Here is a 17,819-nt window from a genome sequence, read left to right as displayed (position 1 = left end):
TCCCGCACGCTGCCCCCGCTCCACTGCCGGGGCGCGTACCGCCCCGCCCGCCCGCGATTCTCCCGCCCCGCCCCCCACACCCCCAAGACCGCCGTCGATCATGCAGTCGTGGTGCCCCGCGTAACGGACCAAGCAGGCGATTCCGCCCGCCACAAGTGCATGATCGGCGGCTCATGGTGCGGGCCGGGGTCGGGGTTGGCGGGCGGGTGGGGCGGATGTGGGTGATGATCCGGTGATGCGAGGGGTCGAGGGGAGCGGCGTGCGCCGCGATGCCGTGGGCCGGGCCGACGTCGTCGTGGGGCCGGTCGGAGGGACGATGCGGGAGCTGCTCCGGGTGGCGCCCGGCGGGGCGGTCGATCTCGGGGCGGTCGATCCCCGGTCGACGCCCGGGCTGCCGGGGCGGGAGGTGACCGGCCCGCAGCGCAAGGAGTGGGCCCGTGGCCAGCTCACGCTGATCGGCGCGGAACTGGGCAGCCAGCAGGAGATGCTCTTCGCCGAGGCCAAGGCCCGGCAGTCGGCGGCTCGACCCGCCGGCGCGGCCGCCGGTGCGGGCGGGTCCGACGCGGCGGCCGGTGGGGCGGGTGGGCGCCGGGTGCTGCTGGTGCTCCAGGCGATGGACAGCGGGGGCAAGGACGGCACCGTCAAGCGGGTGGCCGGCGCGATGAACCCGCTGGGCCTGCACCTCCGCTCGTTCGGCCCGCCCACTCCCGAGGAGTTGCGGCACGACTTCCTGTGGCGGATCCGGCGGGCGCTGCCGCCGCCCGGGTACGTCGGGGTCTTCAACCGCTCGCACTACGAGGACGTGCTCGTGGCGCGGGTCGAGTCGCTGGTGCCCGAGTCGATCTGGCAGGCCCGGTACGACGAGATCAACGCGTTCGAGCGGGAGCAGGCCGAGGCCGGGGTGGCCCTGGTGAAGGTGTTCCTGCACATCTCGTACGCCGAGCAGGGCCGGCGGCTGCTGGAGCGGCTGGACGAGCCGCGCAAGCACTGGAAGTACGACCCCTCGGACGTCGACGCCCGCGCCCGCTGGGACGACTACCAGGCCGCGTACGCCGAGGCCCTGGGCCGGTGCGGCACGGACGCCGCGCCCTGGTACGTGGTGCCGGCGGACCGCAAGTGGTACCGCGACTGGGCCGTCGCGCACCTGCTCCGCGAGACGTTCGACACCCTCGATCTCGGGTATCCGCCTGCCGGTTTCGACGTCCGGCGCGAACGGGAGCGGCTGCTGGGATCGGAGAGAACGGCGTAGGTGAACAGCAGGTGAACGACCGGTGAATGTGGCCTGACCTGGGGGAGGCCGCGCGATTCCCGGTTCCGTCGTTTTCTAGCATTCCCAGGCGGGCACCCTCCGGGCGACCGCCACCCTTCCACCGACACGACGAGGTCCGTGCTGTGAAGTTTTCCTTCCGCCCGAACGAGGGCGCCTTCTACGAGCTCTTCACCAGGGCCGCGCAGAACCTGGTGAAGGGCACCGAGTTGCTCAACGAGCTGGCCCTGCCCGGGGTGGAGGTGCAGTCGGTCAGCGAGCGGCTCACCGAGGTGGAGCACGACAGCGACCAGATCACCCACGAGCTGTACAAGAAGATCAACTCAACCTTCATCACGCCGTTCGACCGGGAGGACATCTACCGGCTCGGGTCGCTGCTCGACGACGTGATGGACCACCTCGAAGCGGTCGGCAACCTGCTCTACCTCTACGGCCTGACCAAGCTCCCCTCGCTGCCCCGCGAGATGCACGAGATGGTCAACGTCCTGGACGCGCAGGCGAAGCTGACCGCCGACGCGATGCCGCGCCTGAAGTCGATGAAGGATCTCGAGGACTACTGGATCGAGTGCAACCGGCTGGAGAACGACGGCGACCAGGTGTACCGGATGCTGCTGGTCCGCCTCTTCTCCGGCGAGTACGACGCGCTGACCGTGCTGAAGATGAAGGAGGTCGCCGACGAGCTGGAGGCCGCCTGCGACGCCTTCGAGCACGTGGCCAACACCGTCGAGACCATCGCGGTCAAGGAGTCCTGATCCTGTGAGTCCCGAACTCATCGCCGTGCTGGCGGTGATCGCGGTGGCGTTGGCGTTCGACTACACCAACGGCTTCCACGACGCCGCCAACGCGATCGCGACCAGCATCTCCACCCGGGCGCTCACACCCCGGGTGGCCCTGGCCATGGCGGCGGTCGGCAACTTCATCGGCGCCCACTTCGGCGCCGAGGTCGCCAAGACCGTCGGCAGCGGGCTGGTGAAACTGCCCACCGGCACGGCGAGCCTCGGCATCGTCTTCGCCGGCGTGATCGGCGCGATCGTGTGGAACCTGGTCACCTGGTACTTCGGCCTGCCGTCGTCCTCGTCGCACGCGCTGATCGGCGGCCTGGTCGGCTCGACCGTCGCCGCGTCCGGCACGGTGCTCTGGACCGGCATCGGGGAGAGCGTGATCATCCCGATGGTCCTCTCGCCGATGGTCGGCTTCGTGCTCGGCTACATCGTCATGATCGCCGTGCAGTGGATCTTCCGGAAGGGGCATCCGGGCCGGCTCAACCGCGGCTTCCGCTGGGCGCAGACCGCGTCCGCCGCCGCCATGTCGGTCGGCCACGGCATGCAGGACGCCGCCAAGACCATCGGCATCGTGGTGCTCGCCCTCTACGTCGGCGGCTACCAGGACGACCCCAGCTTCATTCCGGAGTGGGCGTTCTGGACGTCGGCCGCCGTGCTGGCCGCCGGCACGTACGCCGGTGGTTGGCGGATCATCCGGACCCTGGGCCGGAAGATCATCGACCTCCGGCCGCCGGAGGGCTTCGCCGCCGAGACCGTCGCCAGCGGGGTGCTCTACTTCAACGCGCTGGTCCTCGGCGCGCCGATCTCGACGACCCACACGATCACCTCGGCGATCATGGGCGTCGGCGCCACCAAGCGGCTCTCCGCCGTCCGGTGGGGCGTGGCCGGCAACATCGTCGGGGCGTGGATCCTCACCTTCCCGGCCGCCGGCTCGATCGGCGCCCTGATGTACTTCCTGGTCCGCCCGCTCTTCAGCTGACGTACGCGAAGGGGCCCCTCGTCGACGAGGGGCCCCTTCCCCGTCAGGAGTAGTCGACGCCGATCTGGGCCCGGATGGTGTCGAGGAGCGCCATCACCTCCAGCGTGGCGGCGTGGGGGACCAGAGGGCTCTCCAGGAGGCCCTCGGCGAGGCAGCGCTGGACCTCGGCTGCCTCGTACTGGTAGCCGCCGCCGACCAGCTCACCGGTGATCGTCTCCGGCTCGGCGCCAGCCCGGTGCAGGGTCACCGAACCGGGGCGGAAGAACAGCTCGGGCAGCTCGATCCGGCCGGCGGTGCCGGTGACGGCGGCGGTCACCGGGGTCGCCCCGACCAGGCCGCAGGTCAGCGCGGCCACCGCCCCCGAGTCGTAGCCGAGGACGATCCCGGTGTTCTCGTCGACCCTCTCGGGGCTGAGCTTCGCCCAGGAGCGGACGTGGTCGGGCACGCCGAGCAGCAGGTGGGCCAGGCTGACCGGGTAGACGCCGAGGTCGAGCAGGGCGCCGCCGCCGAGCGTACGGGCCCGCAGCCGGTGCTCCGGCGGGAACGGCCCCGCCAACCCGAAGTCGGCCCGCACGTTGGTCACCGTGCCGATCGCCCCGTCCGCGACCAGCTCGCAGACCCGGCGGATCAGTGGATTCGTCCGCATCCACATGGCCTCCATGAGGAAGACCCCGGCCGCGCGGGCGGTGTCGACCAGCTCCACGCTGGTCGCCAGGTCGAGGGTGAACGGCTTCTCCAGCAGCACCGCGCGGCCGGCCGCGAGGCAGGTCAGGGCCGCCTGGTGGTGCGCGGCGTGCGGGGTGGCGACGTAGACGACGTCCAGCTCGTCGTCCGCGGCGAGTTCCGCCCAGGAGGCGTACGCGCGCGGCACGCCGTGCCGGGCCGCGAACCGTCGCGCGCTCTCGGCGGTACGTGAGCCGACCGCCACCAGTTCGGCGCCCGGCACCAGCCGGAGGTCCTCGGCGAAGCGGGCGGCGATCTGGCCGGTGGACAGGATGCCCCAACGAGTCATGGCGGCCACGCTAGCGAAGATCACCGGACGTCGGCGTGGTCATCCACCCGTCGGGAACTAGGCTCGGCGCATGACGATCGACGCCGACGGCTTCCCCGCACCCCCGGCGCTCGTGGCGCACGCCCGCCGGTTCCACGCCGAGGGCGGCACCCCGGCCCCGCCCCGGGTCGCGGCGACCGTCCTGCTGCTCCGGCCCGCCGGCGACGACTTCGAGGTCTACCTGATCCGGCGGGTCGCCGCGATGGCCTTCGGTGGGATGTACGCCTTCCCCGGCGGCGGGGTCGACCCCTCGGATTCGCAGGCGCACCTGGACTGGGCCGGTCCGACGCCCGCCGGCTGGGGCGAGCGGCTGGGGCTGACCCCGGAGGCCGCCCAGGCGGTCGTCTGCGCCGCCGCCCGGGAGGTCTTCGAGGAGGCCGGGGTCCTGCTCGCGGGCCCCGACACGCAGACCGTGGTCGGCGACGTGAGCGGCGACGACTGGGAGGCCGACCGGGTGGCGCTGGAGCAGCGCCGGGGCGGCTTCGCGGACCTGCTCGCCCGGCGCGGGCTCACCCTCCGGTCGGACCTGCTGCTGCCGTGGAGCCGGTGGATCACGCCGGAGTTCGAGCCGCGCCGCTTCGACACGTACTTCTTCGTGGCACTGCTGCCGGAGGGGCAGCGGACCCGGGACGTCTCCGGGGAGGCCGACCACACCCTGTGGGCCCGCCCGGCGGACGCCCTGGCCCGGGCGGAGGCCGGCGAGCTGACCATGCTCCCGCCCACCCTGGTGAACCTGGCCCAGGTGGCGGCCGGCGGCGACCTGGCCGGCGTGGCCCGCGCGGCGGCGACCCGGGACGCGTCGACCCCGGTCACCCCGCGCCTCGACGTGCCCGACGACGGCGAGCCCCGCTTCGTGCTGGCCTGACCCGTTACGGATCTTGGCAGGAAGCGGCCCCGGGAAGGGCCGGTTCCTGCCAGGATCTCTCAGCGGACCAGGGCCGGGGAGGGCGGCGGCGCTAGGCCACGAAGATGCAGAACGGGTGACCGGACGGGTCCGCGAAGACGTACAGCGGCTCGTCGGGGTCGTCGGTCCGGTCGATCAGGAGTTTCGCGCCCAGGGCCTCCGCCCGCGCACGCTGCCTCTCCAGCTCGGACGCGTCCGGGACCGTGAAGTCGAGGTGCAACTGCATCGGCACGTCGTGCCGGGGCCAGGTGGTCCGAGGCAGGCGGTCGACGAGTTGGAAGGCGAGCTGGGCCGCCCCGTCGGAGTCTCTGAGCACGAGCCAGTCCCGGTCGTCGGCCGTCCCGTCCGTCGGCGGTTCGTCACCGGGCCGGTACCGCAGCCCGAGCAGTTGCCGGTAGAACTCGGCGAGCTCCCGTGGGTTCGTGCTGTCGAGCACGGTGTGCAGCAACCGGGGATATCCAGACATGCCCGTCCTCCGCAGCGACCGGTGGGCGTTTCCGACCCGACCCTAGAGCAGATCCTCCGGTGCCGCCGGGTGTGCCGGCGCGGGCGCGGAGAGGGAAGGACCCCTTCCCCGCAGCGAGAGAAGGGGTCCACCGCCCCACGGCTCAGCCGAAGCGGCCGGTGATGTAGTCCTCGGTCTTCTTCACGCCGGGGTTGCTGAAGATCTTCTGCGTGTTGTCGTACTCGATGAGGCGGCCCGGGTCGCCGGTCTTCTCGATGGAGAAGAAGGCGGTCCGGTCCGAGACACGGGCGGCCTGCTGCATGTTGTGCGTGACGATGATGATGGTGAACTTGTCCTTGAGCTGGAACATCAGGTCCTCGATGGCCAGCGTGGAGATCGGGTCGAGCGCCGAGCAGGGCTCGTCCATCAGCACCACCTGCGGCTCGACGGCGATGGTCCGGGCGATGCAGAGCCGCTGCTGCTGGCCGCCGGAGAGGCCGGCGCCGGGCTTGCCCAGCCGGTCCTTGACCTCGTCCCAGAGGTTGGCCGAGCGGAGCGCCTTCTCCGCCGCCTCCTCCAGGATCGACTTCCTACGGACCCCGTTGAGCCGCAGCCCGGCCACCACGTTCTCGAAGATGCTCATGGTGGGGAACGGGTTCGGCCGCTGGAAGACCATGCCGATCATGCGCCGGACGGCGGTGACGTCCACGTCCCGGTCGTAGATGTCCTGGTCGTCGATGGTGAGGCTGCCCTCGACCCGGGCGCCGGGCAGCACCTCGTGCATCCGGTTGATCGACCGCAGGAAGGTGGACTTGCCGCAGCCGGACGGGCCGATCAGGGCGGTCACCGTCTTCGGCTCGACCGTCAGGTTGATGTTCTCGATCGCCTTGAAGGCGCCGTAGTAGGCGGTGACGCCCGAGGCTTCGATGCGCTTGGCCATGGTGGTGGTACCTCCGGGGTTCATCGGCCGAGCCGGTTGCGACGGGCCAGCAGCTTCGCCGCGACGGTCAGGATCAGCACGAGGGCGACCAGGGTGAGTGCCGCGGTCCACGCCCGTGCCGGCGCGTACCGGGACGCGTCACCGGCCTGCTGGTAGACGAAGAGCGCCAGCGACGACTGGTTGTTCTCGAACGGGTTGAAGTTGATCGCCGCGCCGCCGCCGGCGACCAGCAGCACCGGGGCGGTCTCGCCGGCCGCGCGCGCGATGGCGAGCATGACGCCGGTGACGATGCCCGGCAGGGCGGTCGGCAGTACGACCCGCAGGATGGTCTTCCACTTCGGCACGCCGAGGGCGTACGCCCCCTCGCGCAGCGGCGCCGGGACGAGACGCAGCATCTCCTCGGTGGAGCGGACCACGGTGGGCAGCATCAGCACGCTCAGCGCGAGCGCGGCGGCGAAGCCGGAGAAGCTGGGCCGCCCGTCGTTGAACCACGGCGAGACGATCAGCACCCAGAACGCCAGCACGAACAGGCCGGCGACGATCGACGGGATGCCCGTCATCACGTCCACGAAGAACCGGATCGCGGCGGCGAACCGGCCCCGGCCGTACTCGACGATGTAGATCGCGCAGAGGATGCCGAGCGGGACGGTGATCAGGGCGGCGATGCCGACCTGCTGGAGCGTGCCGACGATCGCGTGGTAGGCGCCGCCGTTCGGGTCCCGCGCGCCGATGTTGTTCATCGAGGTGAGGAAGAAGTCGCCGTCCAGGCGCTCGGCGCCCTTGCTGACCAGCGTCCAGACCACCGAGGCCAGCGGCAGGACGGCCAGCACGAACGCGGAGTGGATCAGCGCGCTCCAGGTGCGGTTGCGGGCCGACCGCCGCCCCTCGACCCGGTTCGCGGCGGCGAACAGGCCGGCCAGGTAGAGCAGCGCGGCGACCACCACGACCAGCACCGGGCCGCCGGTGCCGGTGCCGTACACGAAGGCGGCGGCGACCAGCAGGGCGGCCGCGGCGATGGCCGGCGCGGCGTACCTCGGCAGGCGCCGGGCCTTGAGGGTGGGCGGCTGGGCGGGCGGGCGGGTCCGGTGCGGTGCGACGGTGGTGGTCATGCCGCCACTCCGCTCCGCTGCGCGGCGCCATGTGACGCACTGTGACGATGATTCGCTCGCTGACGCTCGCTCATGCCGCCACTCCGCTCCGCTGCGCGGCGCCATGTGACTTGTGTCGATGATTCGCTTGCTGACGCTCGCTCATGCCGCCACTCCGCTTCGCTCCCGTGGCGGCATGAGGCTCCGCCGCACTGTGACGATGATTCGCTCGCTGACGCTCGCTCATGCGGCCGACTCCGTGAACTCCCGGCGGCGGTGGATGATCGCCCGCGCCGTGATGTTGACGATCAGCGTGATGGCGAAGAGCACCAGGCCCGAGGCGATCAGCGCGCCCCGCCCCGTGTCGTTCGCCTCGCCGAACGTGTTGGCGATGTTGGCGGCGATGGTGTTGCCGCCACTCTCGATGAGGTTGAACGAGATGCCGAAGGTGATGCCGAGGGTCATCGCCAGGGCGATGGTCTCGCCGAGCGCCCGGCCCAGGCCGAGCATCACCGCGGCGACGATGCCGGGGCGGCCGTACGGCAGCACGGCGGTGCGGATCATCTCCCAGCGGGTGGCGCCGAGGGCGAGAGCCGCCTCCTCGTTGGCGGTCGGGGTCTGCAGGAACACCTCGCGGGAGAGCGAGGTGATGATCGGCAGCACCATGATCGCCAGGACCAGCGCGCCCAGCATGATGGACTTCCCGAACGGGCCGTCGCCGCCGAAGATCGGGATCCAGCCGAAGTACGTGTTCAGCCAGGCGGAGAAGTCGCGCACCGGATTGATGAAGACGTCGCGGCCCCAGAGGCCGAAGACCACGCTCGGCACCGCGGCCAGCAGGTCGATCAGGAAGCCCAGCGTGGTGCCGAGCCGGCGCGGCGCGTAGTGGGACAGGTAGAGCGCGATGCCCAGGGCCACCGGCACCGCGATCAGCAGGGCCAGCGCGGAGCTGAACACGGTGCCGAAGGCGAGCGCCCCGATGCCGAACTTCGGCTCCGCGTCGTTCGGGAACCAGCCCTCGAAGGTCCAGAAGCTCTCGGTGTTGGCTCCCAGCGCCGGTACCGCCTTGGCGACGAGGAAGACCGCGATCGCGGCGATGACGACCAGGACTGTGGCGCCAGCGCCCAGGGTGAGGGCGCGGAACGCCCGTTCGGCGCCGAACGCCCGGGCCCGGGGCAGCGCGCCGCCGCCGCCCAATCCGGCTCCGCCCGGGGTACGGGTGCTGACTGGTGCCTCGGCCGGACGCGCCGAGGCACCGGCGGGCCGGTCGTGACCTTCGGTCACGCGCGTCCCGCCGGTGCCGGCGTGGGCCGAGCGGTGGGGGGTTTCACCCATCTGCTCGCTCGCTTCGGGTTGAGGTGGTGGTGACGGTGTCGGTGCGGGCGGCTCAGGCGAGGTTCTTGACCGCGGCCTCGACCTTGGCGCGGACCGTCTCGGGCAGCGGGGCGTAGCCCAGCTCGGTCAGGTCGGCCTGGCCCGCGGTGCTCGCGGCGTGGCCGAGGAAGCCCTTGACCAGCGGGAGCTTGTCGGCGGCGAGGCCCTTGGAGCAGACGATCTCGTAGGTCACCAGGACGATCGGGTAGGCCCCGGCCTCCTTGGTGTTGTAGTCAATCTTCATCTTGAGGTCGTCGCCCTGGCCGACCACCTCGGCGCCGGCGATGGTCTTGCCGGCCGACTCGGCGGTCAACTCGGCGAACTCGCCCGCGCCGTTGCCGACCTTGGCGGTCTTCAGGCCGCCGTTCTCGGCGTACGACCACTCGACGTAGCCGATGGTGCCGTCCTGGCCCTTGATGGCGCTGGCCATGCCGTCGGACTTCGCCGCGCCGGTGCCGCCGGGGGCCTTCCACTCCTTGGCCTTGCCGAACGTCCAGTCGGACGCGGCGGTCTTGGTCAGGAAGTCGGTGAAGTTGTCGGTGGTGCCGGAGGAGTCCGAGCGGTGCACCGCGTTGATGGCGGTCGACGGCAGCTTGGCGTCCGGGTTGTCGGCCTTGATCGCCGGGTCGTCCCACTTGGTCACCTTGCCGGCGAAGATCTTCGCCAGGGTGGCCGGCTTGAGCTGGAGGTTGTCCACGCCGTTGACGTTGTAGGCGATGGCGACCGGGCCGATGACCATCGGGAGGTTGATCGCGGCGCCGCCGACGCACTTGGCGTCGGCCTGCGGCTGCTCCTCCTCCTTGAGGGCGGAGTCCGAGCCGGCGAAGTCGGCGGTGCCGGCGATGAAGGCCTGGATGCCGGCGCCCGAGCCGGACGGCTCGTAGTTGATCTTGGCACCGGAGCACTTCTGCTGGTAAGCCTTGATCCACTCGTCCATGGCGTTCTTCTGCGCCGACGAGCCCTGGGTGTTCAGCGTGCCGGTGGCGCAGTCGGCGGCGGCCGACCCGGAGGCGGAGGCGCTGCTCGCGGGCTCGTTGTTGTCCGAGCCGCATGCGCTGAGAGCGAGCGTCGCGGTAAGAGCGAGGCAGGCGAGGGTGCCGTGCCGCTGGAGCTTCACCTGAGGGGTTTCCCTTCACGTCTGACTTCGCCCCCGGATTGGGGGGCCGGTATACCGGCGCTCACCGGCTGATCCAAAAGTTAGGAGCGCCAGGTAGCCGGTTCGCCGGTCGGAAGTGAACGGGGAGTGAACAGGTGCGACAGGGCAGATGACCGCTCGCTGAGGGCGGGTTGTCCGTTGTGTGAACTCGGCTGCCGCTGTCGGAAGTATGGGGATCTTCCGGGGCGGCGGCGCGCGCGGCACGGGCCCGGGCCGTCGCGACCCGGGCCCGTGCCGACGTCAGGCCGACTGGTAGTTGACGTGCGCCGACCAGCGGGCGAAGCCGAGCCGTTCGTAGAGCGCGACGGCGGCGGCGTTCGACTCGTCGACGTAGAGCATCACCCGGTCCAGGTCCCGCCGGTCCCGCAGGTACGCCAGGCCGGCCGCGGTCAGCGCCCGGCCGAGCCCGCCGCGGTGGGCCGACGGGTCCACGCCGAGGACGTAGACCTCGCCGATCCGGGCCGAGCCGGGTCGTTCGTGGACCTTCGTCCAGTGGAAGCCGAGCAGCCGGCCGGTGGACCCGTCGACGGCGAGCAGGAAGCCCTCCGGGTCGAACCACGGCTCGTCGAGGCGTACCCGCAGGTCGGCGGGGGACCAGCGGCCCTGTTCCGGGTGCTCCGCGAAGGCCCGCGCGTTGAGCGCCAGCCACTCCTCGTCGTCGGCGCCGGGCCGGTACGCGCGCAGCGTCACCCCGTCCGGCAGCGGGTGGTCGGGGATCGGGGCGGTCAGCGGCCGGCGCAGCTGCCAGAGCACCCGGGCCCGGCGCAGGCCCAGGTCGACGCCGAGCGCGGCGGCGGAGGGGTGGTCGCCGTGCGCCCAGACCCGCAGCGGGCCGTCGGCCGCCGCCAGGACGCCCCGGGCCAGCGCGCGGCCCGTCCCGTGCCGCCGGTACGCCGGGTGCACCACCAGTTCCACGCCGATCCCCGCGCCCGGGTCGGTGGTGTCCAGGTGCGCGTACCCGGTCAGGGTGCCGTCGTCCGCCCGGGTGGTCAGGTGCACGGCGGGCGCGTCCGGGTCGCGCAGCCGGAGCAGGACGTGCTCGTCGAACGGGTCCGCCCCGTCCGCGTCGCCGGCGACCCGGGCGAGGGTCGTCACGTCGGCGATCTCCGTGGGGCTGAGGCGGTCGGACCGGGTCACCCGGCCGCTGCTCGCTTCGGGGTTGCTCATGTCGTCACCGTAGTCCGGTCGATCCCCGCGCCGCCGCGCTCGGCCGGCCGCCGGGGCGGTGCGGCGGTCGCCCGGCCGGACCGCCCGTGGTCGGGCCGTCCGCCGGCCGGCTCACGTCCCCCCGTCGGGCAGCGCCTCCACCTCGAACCGGCTGGTCAGGTCGGGCAGGATGCGGTGCAGGGCGTCCACGGTGCCCTGCCGGTCGCCGCCGGCGTCGTGCAACAGCACGACCGAGCCGGGTACGACGTCCGCCACGACCGTCGCCGCGATCCGGCCGGCTCCCGGCAGCTCCCAGTCTGCCGGGTCCACGGTCCAGTGCAGCGGCGTCATGCCGAGTTCGTGGGACACCGACACCACCTGGCCCGTCCAGGCGCCGCCGGGCTGCCGGTAGTACGCGATCGGCGCGTCGGGCACCGCCGCCCGGATCGCCTCGCTGGTGCGCAGCAGGTCCGCCCGGATGGCGGCCGGCGACCGGCGGCCGAGGTCGACGTCGTGGTTCCAGCTGTGGTTGCACAGGGTGTGCCCGTCGGCCGCGATGGCCCGGATCAGGTCCGGGTGGCGCTGGGCGTTCTCGCCGACCACGCAGAAGGTGGCCCGCACCTGGTGCTCGCGGAGCAGGGCGAGCACCTGCGGCGTGTACCGCGGGTCCGGTCCGTCGTCGAAGGTCAGCGCGACCAGCGAGGTGCCGCTGGTGGTCTGCGCGCCGAACGGCCCGTCGGCCGGTACCGGCGACGGCGTGCCCTGGGGGCTGGCGCCGCCGTCCTGCCCGGCCTCCGCCGGGCTGGTGCTCGGCGCACCCTCCGGGGTCCGGCGCGGGGTGTCCTTCGTCGGCGGCTGGTCGGCGTAGTGCGGGCCGGTGGCGCTGGTGGTCACGCTGGACCGGGACGTCGGCGGGTCGGGGACCAGGCTGCGCCCGAGGGCGTACGCGGAACCGAGCAGCGCGGCGACCACCAGCGTGACGAGCCCGATGGTGCGCGCGGCCGAGGGGTCCCGGATCAGTGGGCCCCATCGTGTCGATCCGCCGCCGCCCCCGTGGTCGATGCGCACTCCGCCGCCCCCTTTTTGTCGCAAACCCGGCAGTCAGAATAGAACCGGCTAGCAGCGCAAAAAGGGCATATGCGAAACCGTCCCTGAAAGGGACGGGGAGGTCAGACCGGCAGGGGCGCGTGCTCGCTCTCCGGCAGGGACCGCGAGGGCGGTACGACGAACTTGTAGCCCACCTGCCGCACCGTGCCGATCATCGACTCGTACTCGGAGCCGAGCTTGGCGCGCAGCCGCCGGACGTGCACGTCGACGGTGCGCGTGCCGCCGAAGTAGTCGTAGCCCCACACCTCGCGCAGGAGCTGGTCCCGGGTGAACACCCGGCCCGGGTGCTGGGCCAGGAACTTCAGCAGCTCGAACTCCTTGTAGGTGAGGTCGAGCGGCCGGCCCTTGAGCTTCGCGGCGTAGGTGTCCGGGTCGATCGTCAGCTCGCCGGCGCGGATCGAGCCGCCGGCCCCGGAGGTGGCGTTGTTCAGCCGCCCGACGGCGAGCCGCAGCCGGGCCTCCACCTCGGCCGGCCCGGCGGCGGCGAGGATGACGTCGTCGACGCCCCAGTCGGCGTTGAGCGCGATCAGGCCGGCCTCGGTGACCACCGCGACCAGGGGCACTCCGAGCCCGGTGGCGTGCAGCATCCGGCAGGTCGCCCGCGCCTCGCTCAGCTCGGAGCGGGCGTCGACCAGCACCGCGTCCGGACTGGGGCCGGCGACCAGGGTGCGGACGTCGCGTGGCGCGGTGCGGACCGAGTGCGGCAGCAGGTCGAGCGCCGGCAGCACAGCGGATGGTTCGCCTGCGCGCGCGGTCACCAGCAGCAGGATCTCCACGATCACCTCCGTCCCGGCGGCCGTCGGCCGCGCGCGACCAGCGCACTCCGTGGCGGGGCGTGACGCTGATGAACTTGCGTGGGTCCCGGCGTCGCTGACGGGCGGGTAACGGCTTGAGCGTAACCGAAGGCCCCGGTCGCGCCTCCACGTCCTTTCCCGTTTGCCCGGCTTGCCCCTGATCGTGACCCCAGGTTTTAACGTTGCCGAAACCGTGGCCCCCGCATCGGCCGGCGGGTCTGGCACGATCGGGGCGTGTTTCCCTCCAGCTCGCCCGAGACCGGCCGCGACCAGTGGCCCGACGGGCCCCGCCCCGGGCCGTCCGGCCCGTCCCGTGGCCAGCCGCCGGCGCCGCGCACCGGGCCGGCCCCCGACGACGACGGCGAGCGCCGGGAGCGCAGCGGCCCGCGCCGCGCCCGGCGGGCCGGTGAGCCGGCCCGGCGACCCGACGACGAGCCGGACGACGAGCCGGACGAGGAGCTGGTGGAGCCGGTCGAGGTGCGCCGCCCGCTCGCGCTGACCGTCGCCGGGTTCGCCGCGCTGCTCGGGGTGGGTCTGGTGCTCGGGGCGCAGACCGCCGGCCCGGGGCACCGCCTGCCCTTCGCGTTCGTCGTCTTCGGCGTGCAGTTGCTCTTCGTGCTGGCCTGGACGATGGCCATGCGACCGCCCGCGCTGCTGCTGGTGGCTGCCGTCAGCGCCGCCGCCGCGGTGGCGGCCGACACCGCGGCCGTGCAGACGGACATCGCCGGCCTGGCGCCGCTGGGCTACGTCGCGGCGGGCGGCTTCGCCCTCGGGGTGCTCGGCCAGCTCGTCCGGCGGGTCGACCGGGTGCGGGTGACCGACTCGCTCGGCAGCACCCTGCTGATCGTGGTCGGCGTCGTCGCCTTCGCCACCCTGATCGTGCTCAGCCGGATCCCGGCGGGCACCCAGGCCATCACGGTGTGCCTCACCGCCAGCGCGGTCGCGCTCACCGTCGCCCGGCTGACCGACGCGGTCGCGCCGTGGCCGCGGCTGGCCCCCCAGGTGCCCCGGGGCGCGGCCGGCGTGGTCGCCGGCGCGATGGTCGGCACGCTGGTCAGCGCCGTCCTCGGCAGCTACCTGGTGACGCCCTTCACCCCGACCCGGGCCGCGATCATCGGGCTGGTCGCGGCGGTCACCGCCGTGCTGGCCGACCTTGCCGTGGGCTACGCCGAGGCGGGCCGGCTGATGGCGGGGGAGCCGCCGACCATGTGGGTGGCCCGGCACATGCAGGGGCCCCTCGGTGGCTTCGCCCTGGCCGCGCCGGCCGCGTACGCCATGTGCAAGCTCGTTCTCTGACGCGGCGGTTGAGCTTTTCCCCGATCGGGTACCACCGGTGGGCCGCTCCGCGGCACCCTCGGCACTGACGACAGGAGGCGGCGTGGCGCACGACGACACGTACGAGGAGCGGCCCCGGCGACGCGGGCGCAAGGTGCTCATCACCCTCGTCGTGCTGCTGCTGGTCCTGGGCGGACTGATCGTGGTGGCCGACCGGGTCGCCGTGGGGGTGGCCGAGCGGGCCATCGCCGACCAGGTCCGACAGGAGATCGCCAAGCAGGGGGCGCAGTCCTCGCCGCCGGAGGTGGAGGTCGGCGGGGTCCCGTTCCTCACCCAGGTGCTCGACGGCCGGTACGAGCGCATCTCCATCGCGCTGCGCGACGTGCAGGGCTCGGTGCGCGGCGACGCGGTCGCGCTGCCGAAGCTCGACGTGGACGCCCGCAACGTGCGCGCCTCGCTTGACACCATCCGCTCGGGGCAGGGCGACGTGGTCGCCGAGACCGTCGACGGGACGGGCACCATCAGCTACGACAGCCTCGCCAAGCTGCTCGACCGGCCGGGGCTGACCCTCGGCGAGCAGAACGGCCGGCTGGCCGTCACCGCCCCGGTCGACATCCTCGGCCAGCGTCTCACCGTGACCGGCACCGCCGACATCACGGTCGGCAAGGAGGGGCAGGTGGCGCTGAAGTTCAACGACCTGAGCGCCGACGGCCTGCCGAACCTGCCGCTGGCCCGGACGCTGCTCAGCAACTACGCCCGCAGCATCTCCATCGACGTGCCCCTGCCCGAGCTGCCGTTCCAGCTCGCCGTCCGGGAGGTCCGGCCGCTGCCCGAGGGGCTGACCGTCACCGCGGACGCCCGGAACGTGCCGATCAACTCCGCCGCCGGCTGACCGACCCGACCGATCCACCGCCTCCGGCCCCGGCCCCGAGCCGCCCGCGCCCGCGTCCGCCTGCCGGTCGGGAAGGGCCCCTTCCTCCACCGATTGCGACAGGAAGGCGCCCTTCCCTGCACCCCGGGCTACCAGTACGTGCGTCCCGGATGCTGGTCGGCCCCCTGGTGTGGCCGTTCCCGGCTGGTAGGCTCCCTGCTCATGGGGACGCTCCTCACCAAACGGCGCGCGGTCGACCTGTGCCGCGTGGCCACCTGCCTGTGTCGCCCCGTCATCTGACGGCGGGGCTGTCCTCGGCCGCCTAGCGGCCACCGGCACACAGGGATTTTTCTTCTCCCGTGCTCTCTTTCAACGCCCGGCAGCGGCGCCGTCGCACGAACCCGTGATCCGTCCATACGGTGGATCCCGCGCGTGGTGCGATCGTCACGACTTTCGATGCCCTCGTGCTGGTTCACCATCCATCCTCACCAGGGAGTGATCTGATGAGTCGCGACACCGCACTCGTCTCGGCCGAATGGGCCGAGAAGAACCTCGACGCCCCGGGCGTCGTCTTCGTCGAGGTCGACGAGGACACCTCGGCCTACGACACCGGCCACATCGCCGGCGCGATCAAGCTGGACTGGAAGACCGACCTCCAGGACCAGGTGCGCCGGGACTTCGTCAACAAGAGCCAGTTCGAGGCGCTGCTCTCCGAGCGGGGCATCAGCAACGACGACACCGTCATCCTCTACGGCGGCAACAACAACTGGTTCGCCGCGTACGCGTACTGGTACTTCAAGCTCTACGGCCACCGCGACGTGAAGCTGCTCGACGGCGGTCGCAAGAAGTGGGAGCTGGACGCCCGTCCGCTGGTGGGGGACGCGGTGACCCGCCCGGCGACGCAGTACGTGGCGCAGGAGCCGGACACCTCGATCCGGGCCTTCCGTGACGAGGTCGTGGCCGCCATCGGCACCAAGAACCTGGTCGACGTGCGCAGCCCCGACGAGTTCGCCGGCCGGCTGCTCGCCCCCGCCCACCTGCCGCAGGAGCAGGCGCAGCGGGCCGGGCACATCCCCACGGCGATCAGCGTGCCGTGGTCCAAGGCGGCCAACGAGGACGGCACCTTCAAGTCCGACGACGAGCTGCGCAAGATCTACGCCGACGCCGGGCTGGACGACAGCCGCGAGACCATCGCGTACTGCCGGATCGGCGAGCGCTCCTCGCATTCCTGGTTCGTGCTCCAGGAGCTGCTCGGCCACCGCAACGTGAAGAACTACGACGGATCCTGGACCGAGTACGGCTCGCTGGTCGGCGTGCCGGTCGCGCTCGGCGACGAGCCCGGGGAGGCCTGAGCCATGACCGCACCCACCGCTGCCGGCTGCGCCGCGCCCGACCAGGCCGCCCCGCTGCCCGCGAGCCTGGACCTGGAGAAGGAAACCGTGATCACCGGCGTCGTCCGCTCCGACGCGGGCGAGGCCGTCCCGGGCGCGTACGTCCGGCTGCTCGACTCGACCGGTGAGTTCACCGCCGAGGTGGTGACCTCGCCGGCCGGCCAGTTCCGGTTCTTCGCCGCGCCGGGTGCCTGGACCCTGCGGGCGCTCTCCCGGCACGGCAACGGCGACACCGCCGTGACCGCCGCCCGGGGCATCAACGAGGTCGCCGTCACGGTCGCCTCCTGACCCTTCCACGCTCTGATCGGTCCGTGGCCCGTCGCCTTCGCAGGTGGCGGGCCGCGACCGTCTCCGGGCACGGTCGACCGGCGTGACACGATTGCCCCCGTGAACGGCGTGGAAGCGGCGGGGCAGGCCCCGCCTACCGGTCCCGATCGGCCGGCGGCCCCCCGACGGTGGCTGCCCTGGCTGCTCGCCGGCACGGTGGCGTGGGCGGTGCTGCTGGCGGCGCTGACCTGGCTCTCGGTGCGCAACGATCCGCCGACCGTCCGGGAGCAGCGCACCCTGACCGAGGCCGGCCCGCTCGTCGACCGCGCGGTCGGCGCACTGGTCGCGGCGGCCGGCGACACCGCCGTGCTGACCCCGCCCGTGGTCGACCGGGGCTGCCGCGTCACCCCGTTCGCCGAGGGCGCCACCCTGACCCGCGGGGTGGACGTGTTCGTTCCCAGCGGCCTGGAGCGGTCGCTGCTGGAGCGGGTCGCCGACCGACTCCCCGAGGGCTGGCGGGCCGGGGTCCGGGTGACGGCGGAGGACGGCCCCCGGCTGCGCGCCGACGCGGGCGAGTTCGTCACCGTCTCCGGCGGGGTCGAGGCGGACGGCCTCGTCCGGCTGACCGCCGACACGGGCTGCCGGCCGGTCGGCGAGGGCTACACCGCGCCGGCGGTCGGCGCCGACGGCGCCGAGGCCGAGGCCCTGGCCGCGGCGCTGCGGGCGCTCGGCGGCCCGCCCGGGTCGGCCGCCGAGGTGGTCGTCGCGCCGTGCCCCACCGGCGGCACGGCCCGCACCGCCCGCGCCGCCGCCATCCCGGCCCCGCCGTCGCCGGCCGACGCGCTCGCCTCCGTGGCCCGCGTCCCGATGCTGGACACCGCGCAGGCGTACGCCTACCGGCGCGGCGCCGCCATGGTCGTCGCCGACCTCTCGGGCGACCAGGTCGTCGTCTCCGTCAACACCGGCTGCCCCGCCTGAGGAG

19 protein-coding genes are annotated in these 17,819 nt (G+C 72.9%); 10 read left to right on the top strand and 9 right to left on the bottom strand.

Annotation, left to right across the window (positions count from 1 at the left end; translation table 11 throughout):
• Positions 1-316: 316 nt before the first annotated feature.
• From ACLQ20_RS07020 to ACLQ20_RS07010, 3 genes are all read left to right on the top strand, one after another.
• Entirely contained in the window at positions 317-1,249 is a 933-nt protein-coding gene (locus ACLQ20_RS07020; RefSeq protein ID WP_327029762.1) for a PPK2 family polyphosphate kinase, read from the top strand.
• 143 nt (positions 1,250-1,392) lie between these two features.
• Positions 1,393-2,019, top strand: a complete 627-nt coding sequence (locus tag ACLQ20_RS07015) for a DUF47 domain-containing protein (RefSeq protein ID WP_088998168.1) — start codon at positions 1,393-1,395, stop codon at positions 2,017-2,019.
• 4 nt (positions 2,020-2,023) lie between these two features.
• Positions 2,024-3,028, top strand: coding sequence for an inorganic phosphate transporter (locus ACLQ20_RS07010; RefSeq protein ID WP_132239992.1), 1,005 nt, complete (start codon positions 2,024-2,026; stop codon positions 3,026-3,028).
• 43 nt (positions 3,029-3,071) lie between these two features.
• On the opposite strand, the gene ACLQ20_RS07005 is transcribed toward ACLQ20_RS07010, so the two are convergent.
• On the bottom strand, positions 3,072-4,040 hold the full coding sequence (locus ACLQ20_RS07005; RefSeq protein WP_425854607.1) for a Gfo/Idh/MocA family protein: 969 nt from the start codon (positions 4,038-4,040) through the stop codon (positions 3,072-3,074).
• Positions 4,041-4,110: 70 nt separating this feature from the next.
• Between ACLQ20_RS07005 and ACLQ20_RS07000 the strand changes: the two genes are divergently transcribed.
• Positions 4,111-4,944: an NUDIX hydrolase gene (locus ACLQ20_RS07000; RefSeq protein ID WP_151452958.1), complete on the top strand. Its 834-nt coding sequence runs from the start codon at positions 4,111-4,113 to the stop codon at positions 4,942-4,944.
• Positions 4,945-5,035: 91 nt separating this feature from the next.
• On the opposite strand, the gene ACLQ20_RS06995 is transcribed toward ACLQ20_RS07000, so the two are convergent.
• The 8 genes from ACLQ20_RS06995 to ACLQ20_RS06960 form a co-directional block, all read right to left on the bottom strand.
• Positions 5,036-5,449, bottom strand: a complete 414-nt coding sequence (locus tag ACLQ20_RS06995; protein WP_358122781.1) for a VOC family protein — start codon at positions 5,447-5,449, stop codon at positions 5,036-5,038.
• A 142-nt stretch (positions 5,450-5,591) separates the two neighbouring features.
• Complete coding sequence (gene pstB / locus ACLQ20_RS06990; RefSeq protein WP_132230738.1) at positions 5,592-6,368, bottom strand: phosphate ABC transporter ATP-binding protein PstB; 777 nt, start codon at positions 6,366-6,368, stop codon at positions 5,592-5,594.
• A 20-nt stretch (positions 6,369-6,388) separates the two neighbouring features.
• Positions 6,389-7,477 (bottom strand): phosphate ABC transporter permease PstA, encoded by a 1,089-nt coding sequence (pstA, locus tag ACLQ20_RS06985; RefSeq protein ID WP_311411776.1) that lies wholly within the window; start codon positions 7,475-7,477, stop codon positions 6,389-6,391.
• 222 nt (positions 7,478-7,699) lie between these two features.
• On the bottom strand, positions 7,700-8,791 hold the full coding sequence (gene pstC / locus ACLQ20_RS06980) for a phosphate ABC transporter permease subunit PstC (protein WP_151452961.1): 1,092 nt from the start codon (positions 8,789-8,791) through the stop codon (positions 7,700-7,702).
• A gap of 52 nt (positions 8,792-8,843) precedes the next feature.
• Complete coding sequence (gene pstS, locus ACLQ20_RS06975) at positions 8,844-9,947, bottom strand: phosphate ABC transporter substrate-binding protein PstS (RefSeq protein WP_327029760.1); 1,104 nt, start codon at positions 9,945-9,947, stop codon at positions 8,844-8,846.
• A 279-nt stretch (positions 9,948-10,226) separates the two neighbouring features.
• Positions 10,227-11,153: a mycothiol synthase gene (mshD, locus tag ACLQ20_RS06970; RefSeq protein WP_425854605.1), complete on the bottom strand. Its 927-nt coding sequence runs from the start codon at positions 11,151-11,153 to the stop codon at positions 10,227-10,229.
• A gap of 111 nt (positions 11,154-11,264) precedes the next feature.
• Positions 11,265-12,194, bottom strand: coding sequence for a polysaccharide deacetylase family protein (locus ACLQ20_RS06965; protein WP_425854837.1), 930 nt, complete (start codon positions 12,192-12,194; stop codon positions 11,265-11,267).
• A gap of 107 nt (positions 12,195-12,301) precedes the next feature.
• A complete protein-coding gene (locus ACLQ20_RS06960) occupies positions 12,302-13,021 on the bottom strand; it encodes a winged helix-turn-helix transcriptional regulator (protein WP_192581269.1) in 720 nt (239 codons plus the stop codon).
• A 246-nt stretch (positions 13,022-13,267) separates the two neighbouring features.
• On the opposite strand from ACLQ20_RS06960, the gene ACLQ20_RS06955 reads away from it, so the two are divergent.
• The 6 genes from ACLQ20_RS06955 to ACLQ20_RS06930 all read left to right on the top strand — a co-directional run bounded on the left by ACLQ20_RS06955 (position 13,268) and on the right by ACLQ20_RS06930 (position 17,815).
• A complete protein-coding gene (locus tag ACLQ20_RS06955) occupies positions 13,268-14,329 on the top strand; it encodes a hypothetical protein (RefSeq protein WP_425854602.1) in 1,062 nt (353 codons plus the stop codon).
• Positions 14,330-14,411: 82 nt separating this feature from the next.
• A complete protein-coding gene (locus tag ACLQ20_RS06950; RefSeq protein WP_327029758.1) occupies positions 14,412-15,200 on the top strand; it encodes an LmeA family phospholipid-binding protein in 789 nt (262 codons plus the stop codon).
• A gap of 201 nt (positions 15,201-15,401) precedes the next feature.
• Positions 15,402-15,479, top strand: coding sequence for an Ms5788A family Cys-rich leader peptide (locus ACLQ20_RS06945; protein ID WP_311202345.1), 78 nt, complete (start codon positions 15,402-15,404; stop codon positions 15,477-15,479).
• A gap of 203 nt (positions 15,480-15,682) precedes the next feature.
• Complete coding sequence (locus ACLQ20_RS06940) at positions 15,683-16,531, top strand: sulfurtransferase (protein ID WP_151452967.1); 849 nt, start codon at positions 15,683-15,685, stop codon at positions 16,529-16,531.
• Between the two features lie 3 nt (positions 16,532-16,534).
• A complete protein-coding gene (locus ACLQ20_RS06935; protein ID WP_132230747.1) occupies positions 16,535-16,858 on the top strand; it encodes a DUF1416 domain-containing protein in 324 nt (107 codons plus the stop codon).
• Between the two features lie 99 nt (positions 16,859-16,957).
• Positions 16,958-17,815: a hypothetical protein gene (locus ACLQ20_RS06930; protein ID WP_151452969.1), complete on the top strand. Its 858-nt coding sequence runs from the start codon at positions 16,958-16,960 to the stop codon at positions 17,813-17,815.
• Positions 17,816-17,819: the final 4 nt, after the last annotated feature.

Source organism: Micromonospora sp. DT46, from assembly GCF_049841735.1.
GTDB lineage: Bacteria > Actinomycetota > Actinomycetes > Mycobacteriales > Micromonosporaceae > Micromonospora > Micromonospora reichwaldensis.
The sequence above is the reverse complement of the archived record's forward strand: the minus strand, read 5'-3'. Positions and strand labels throughout refer to the sequence as shown.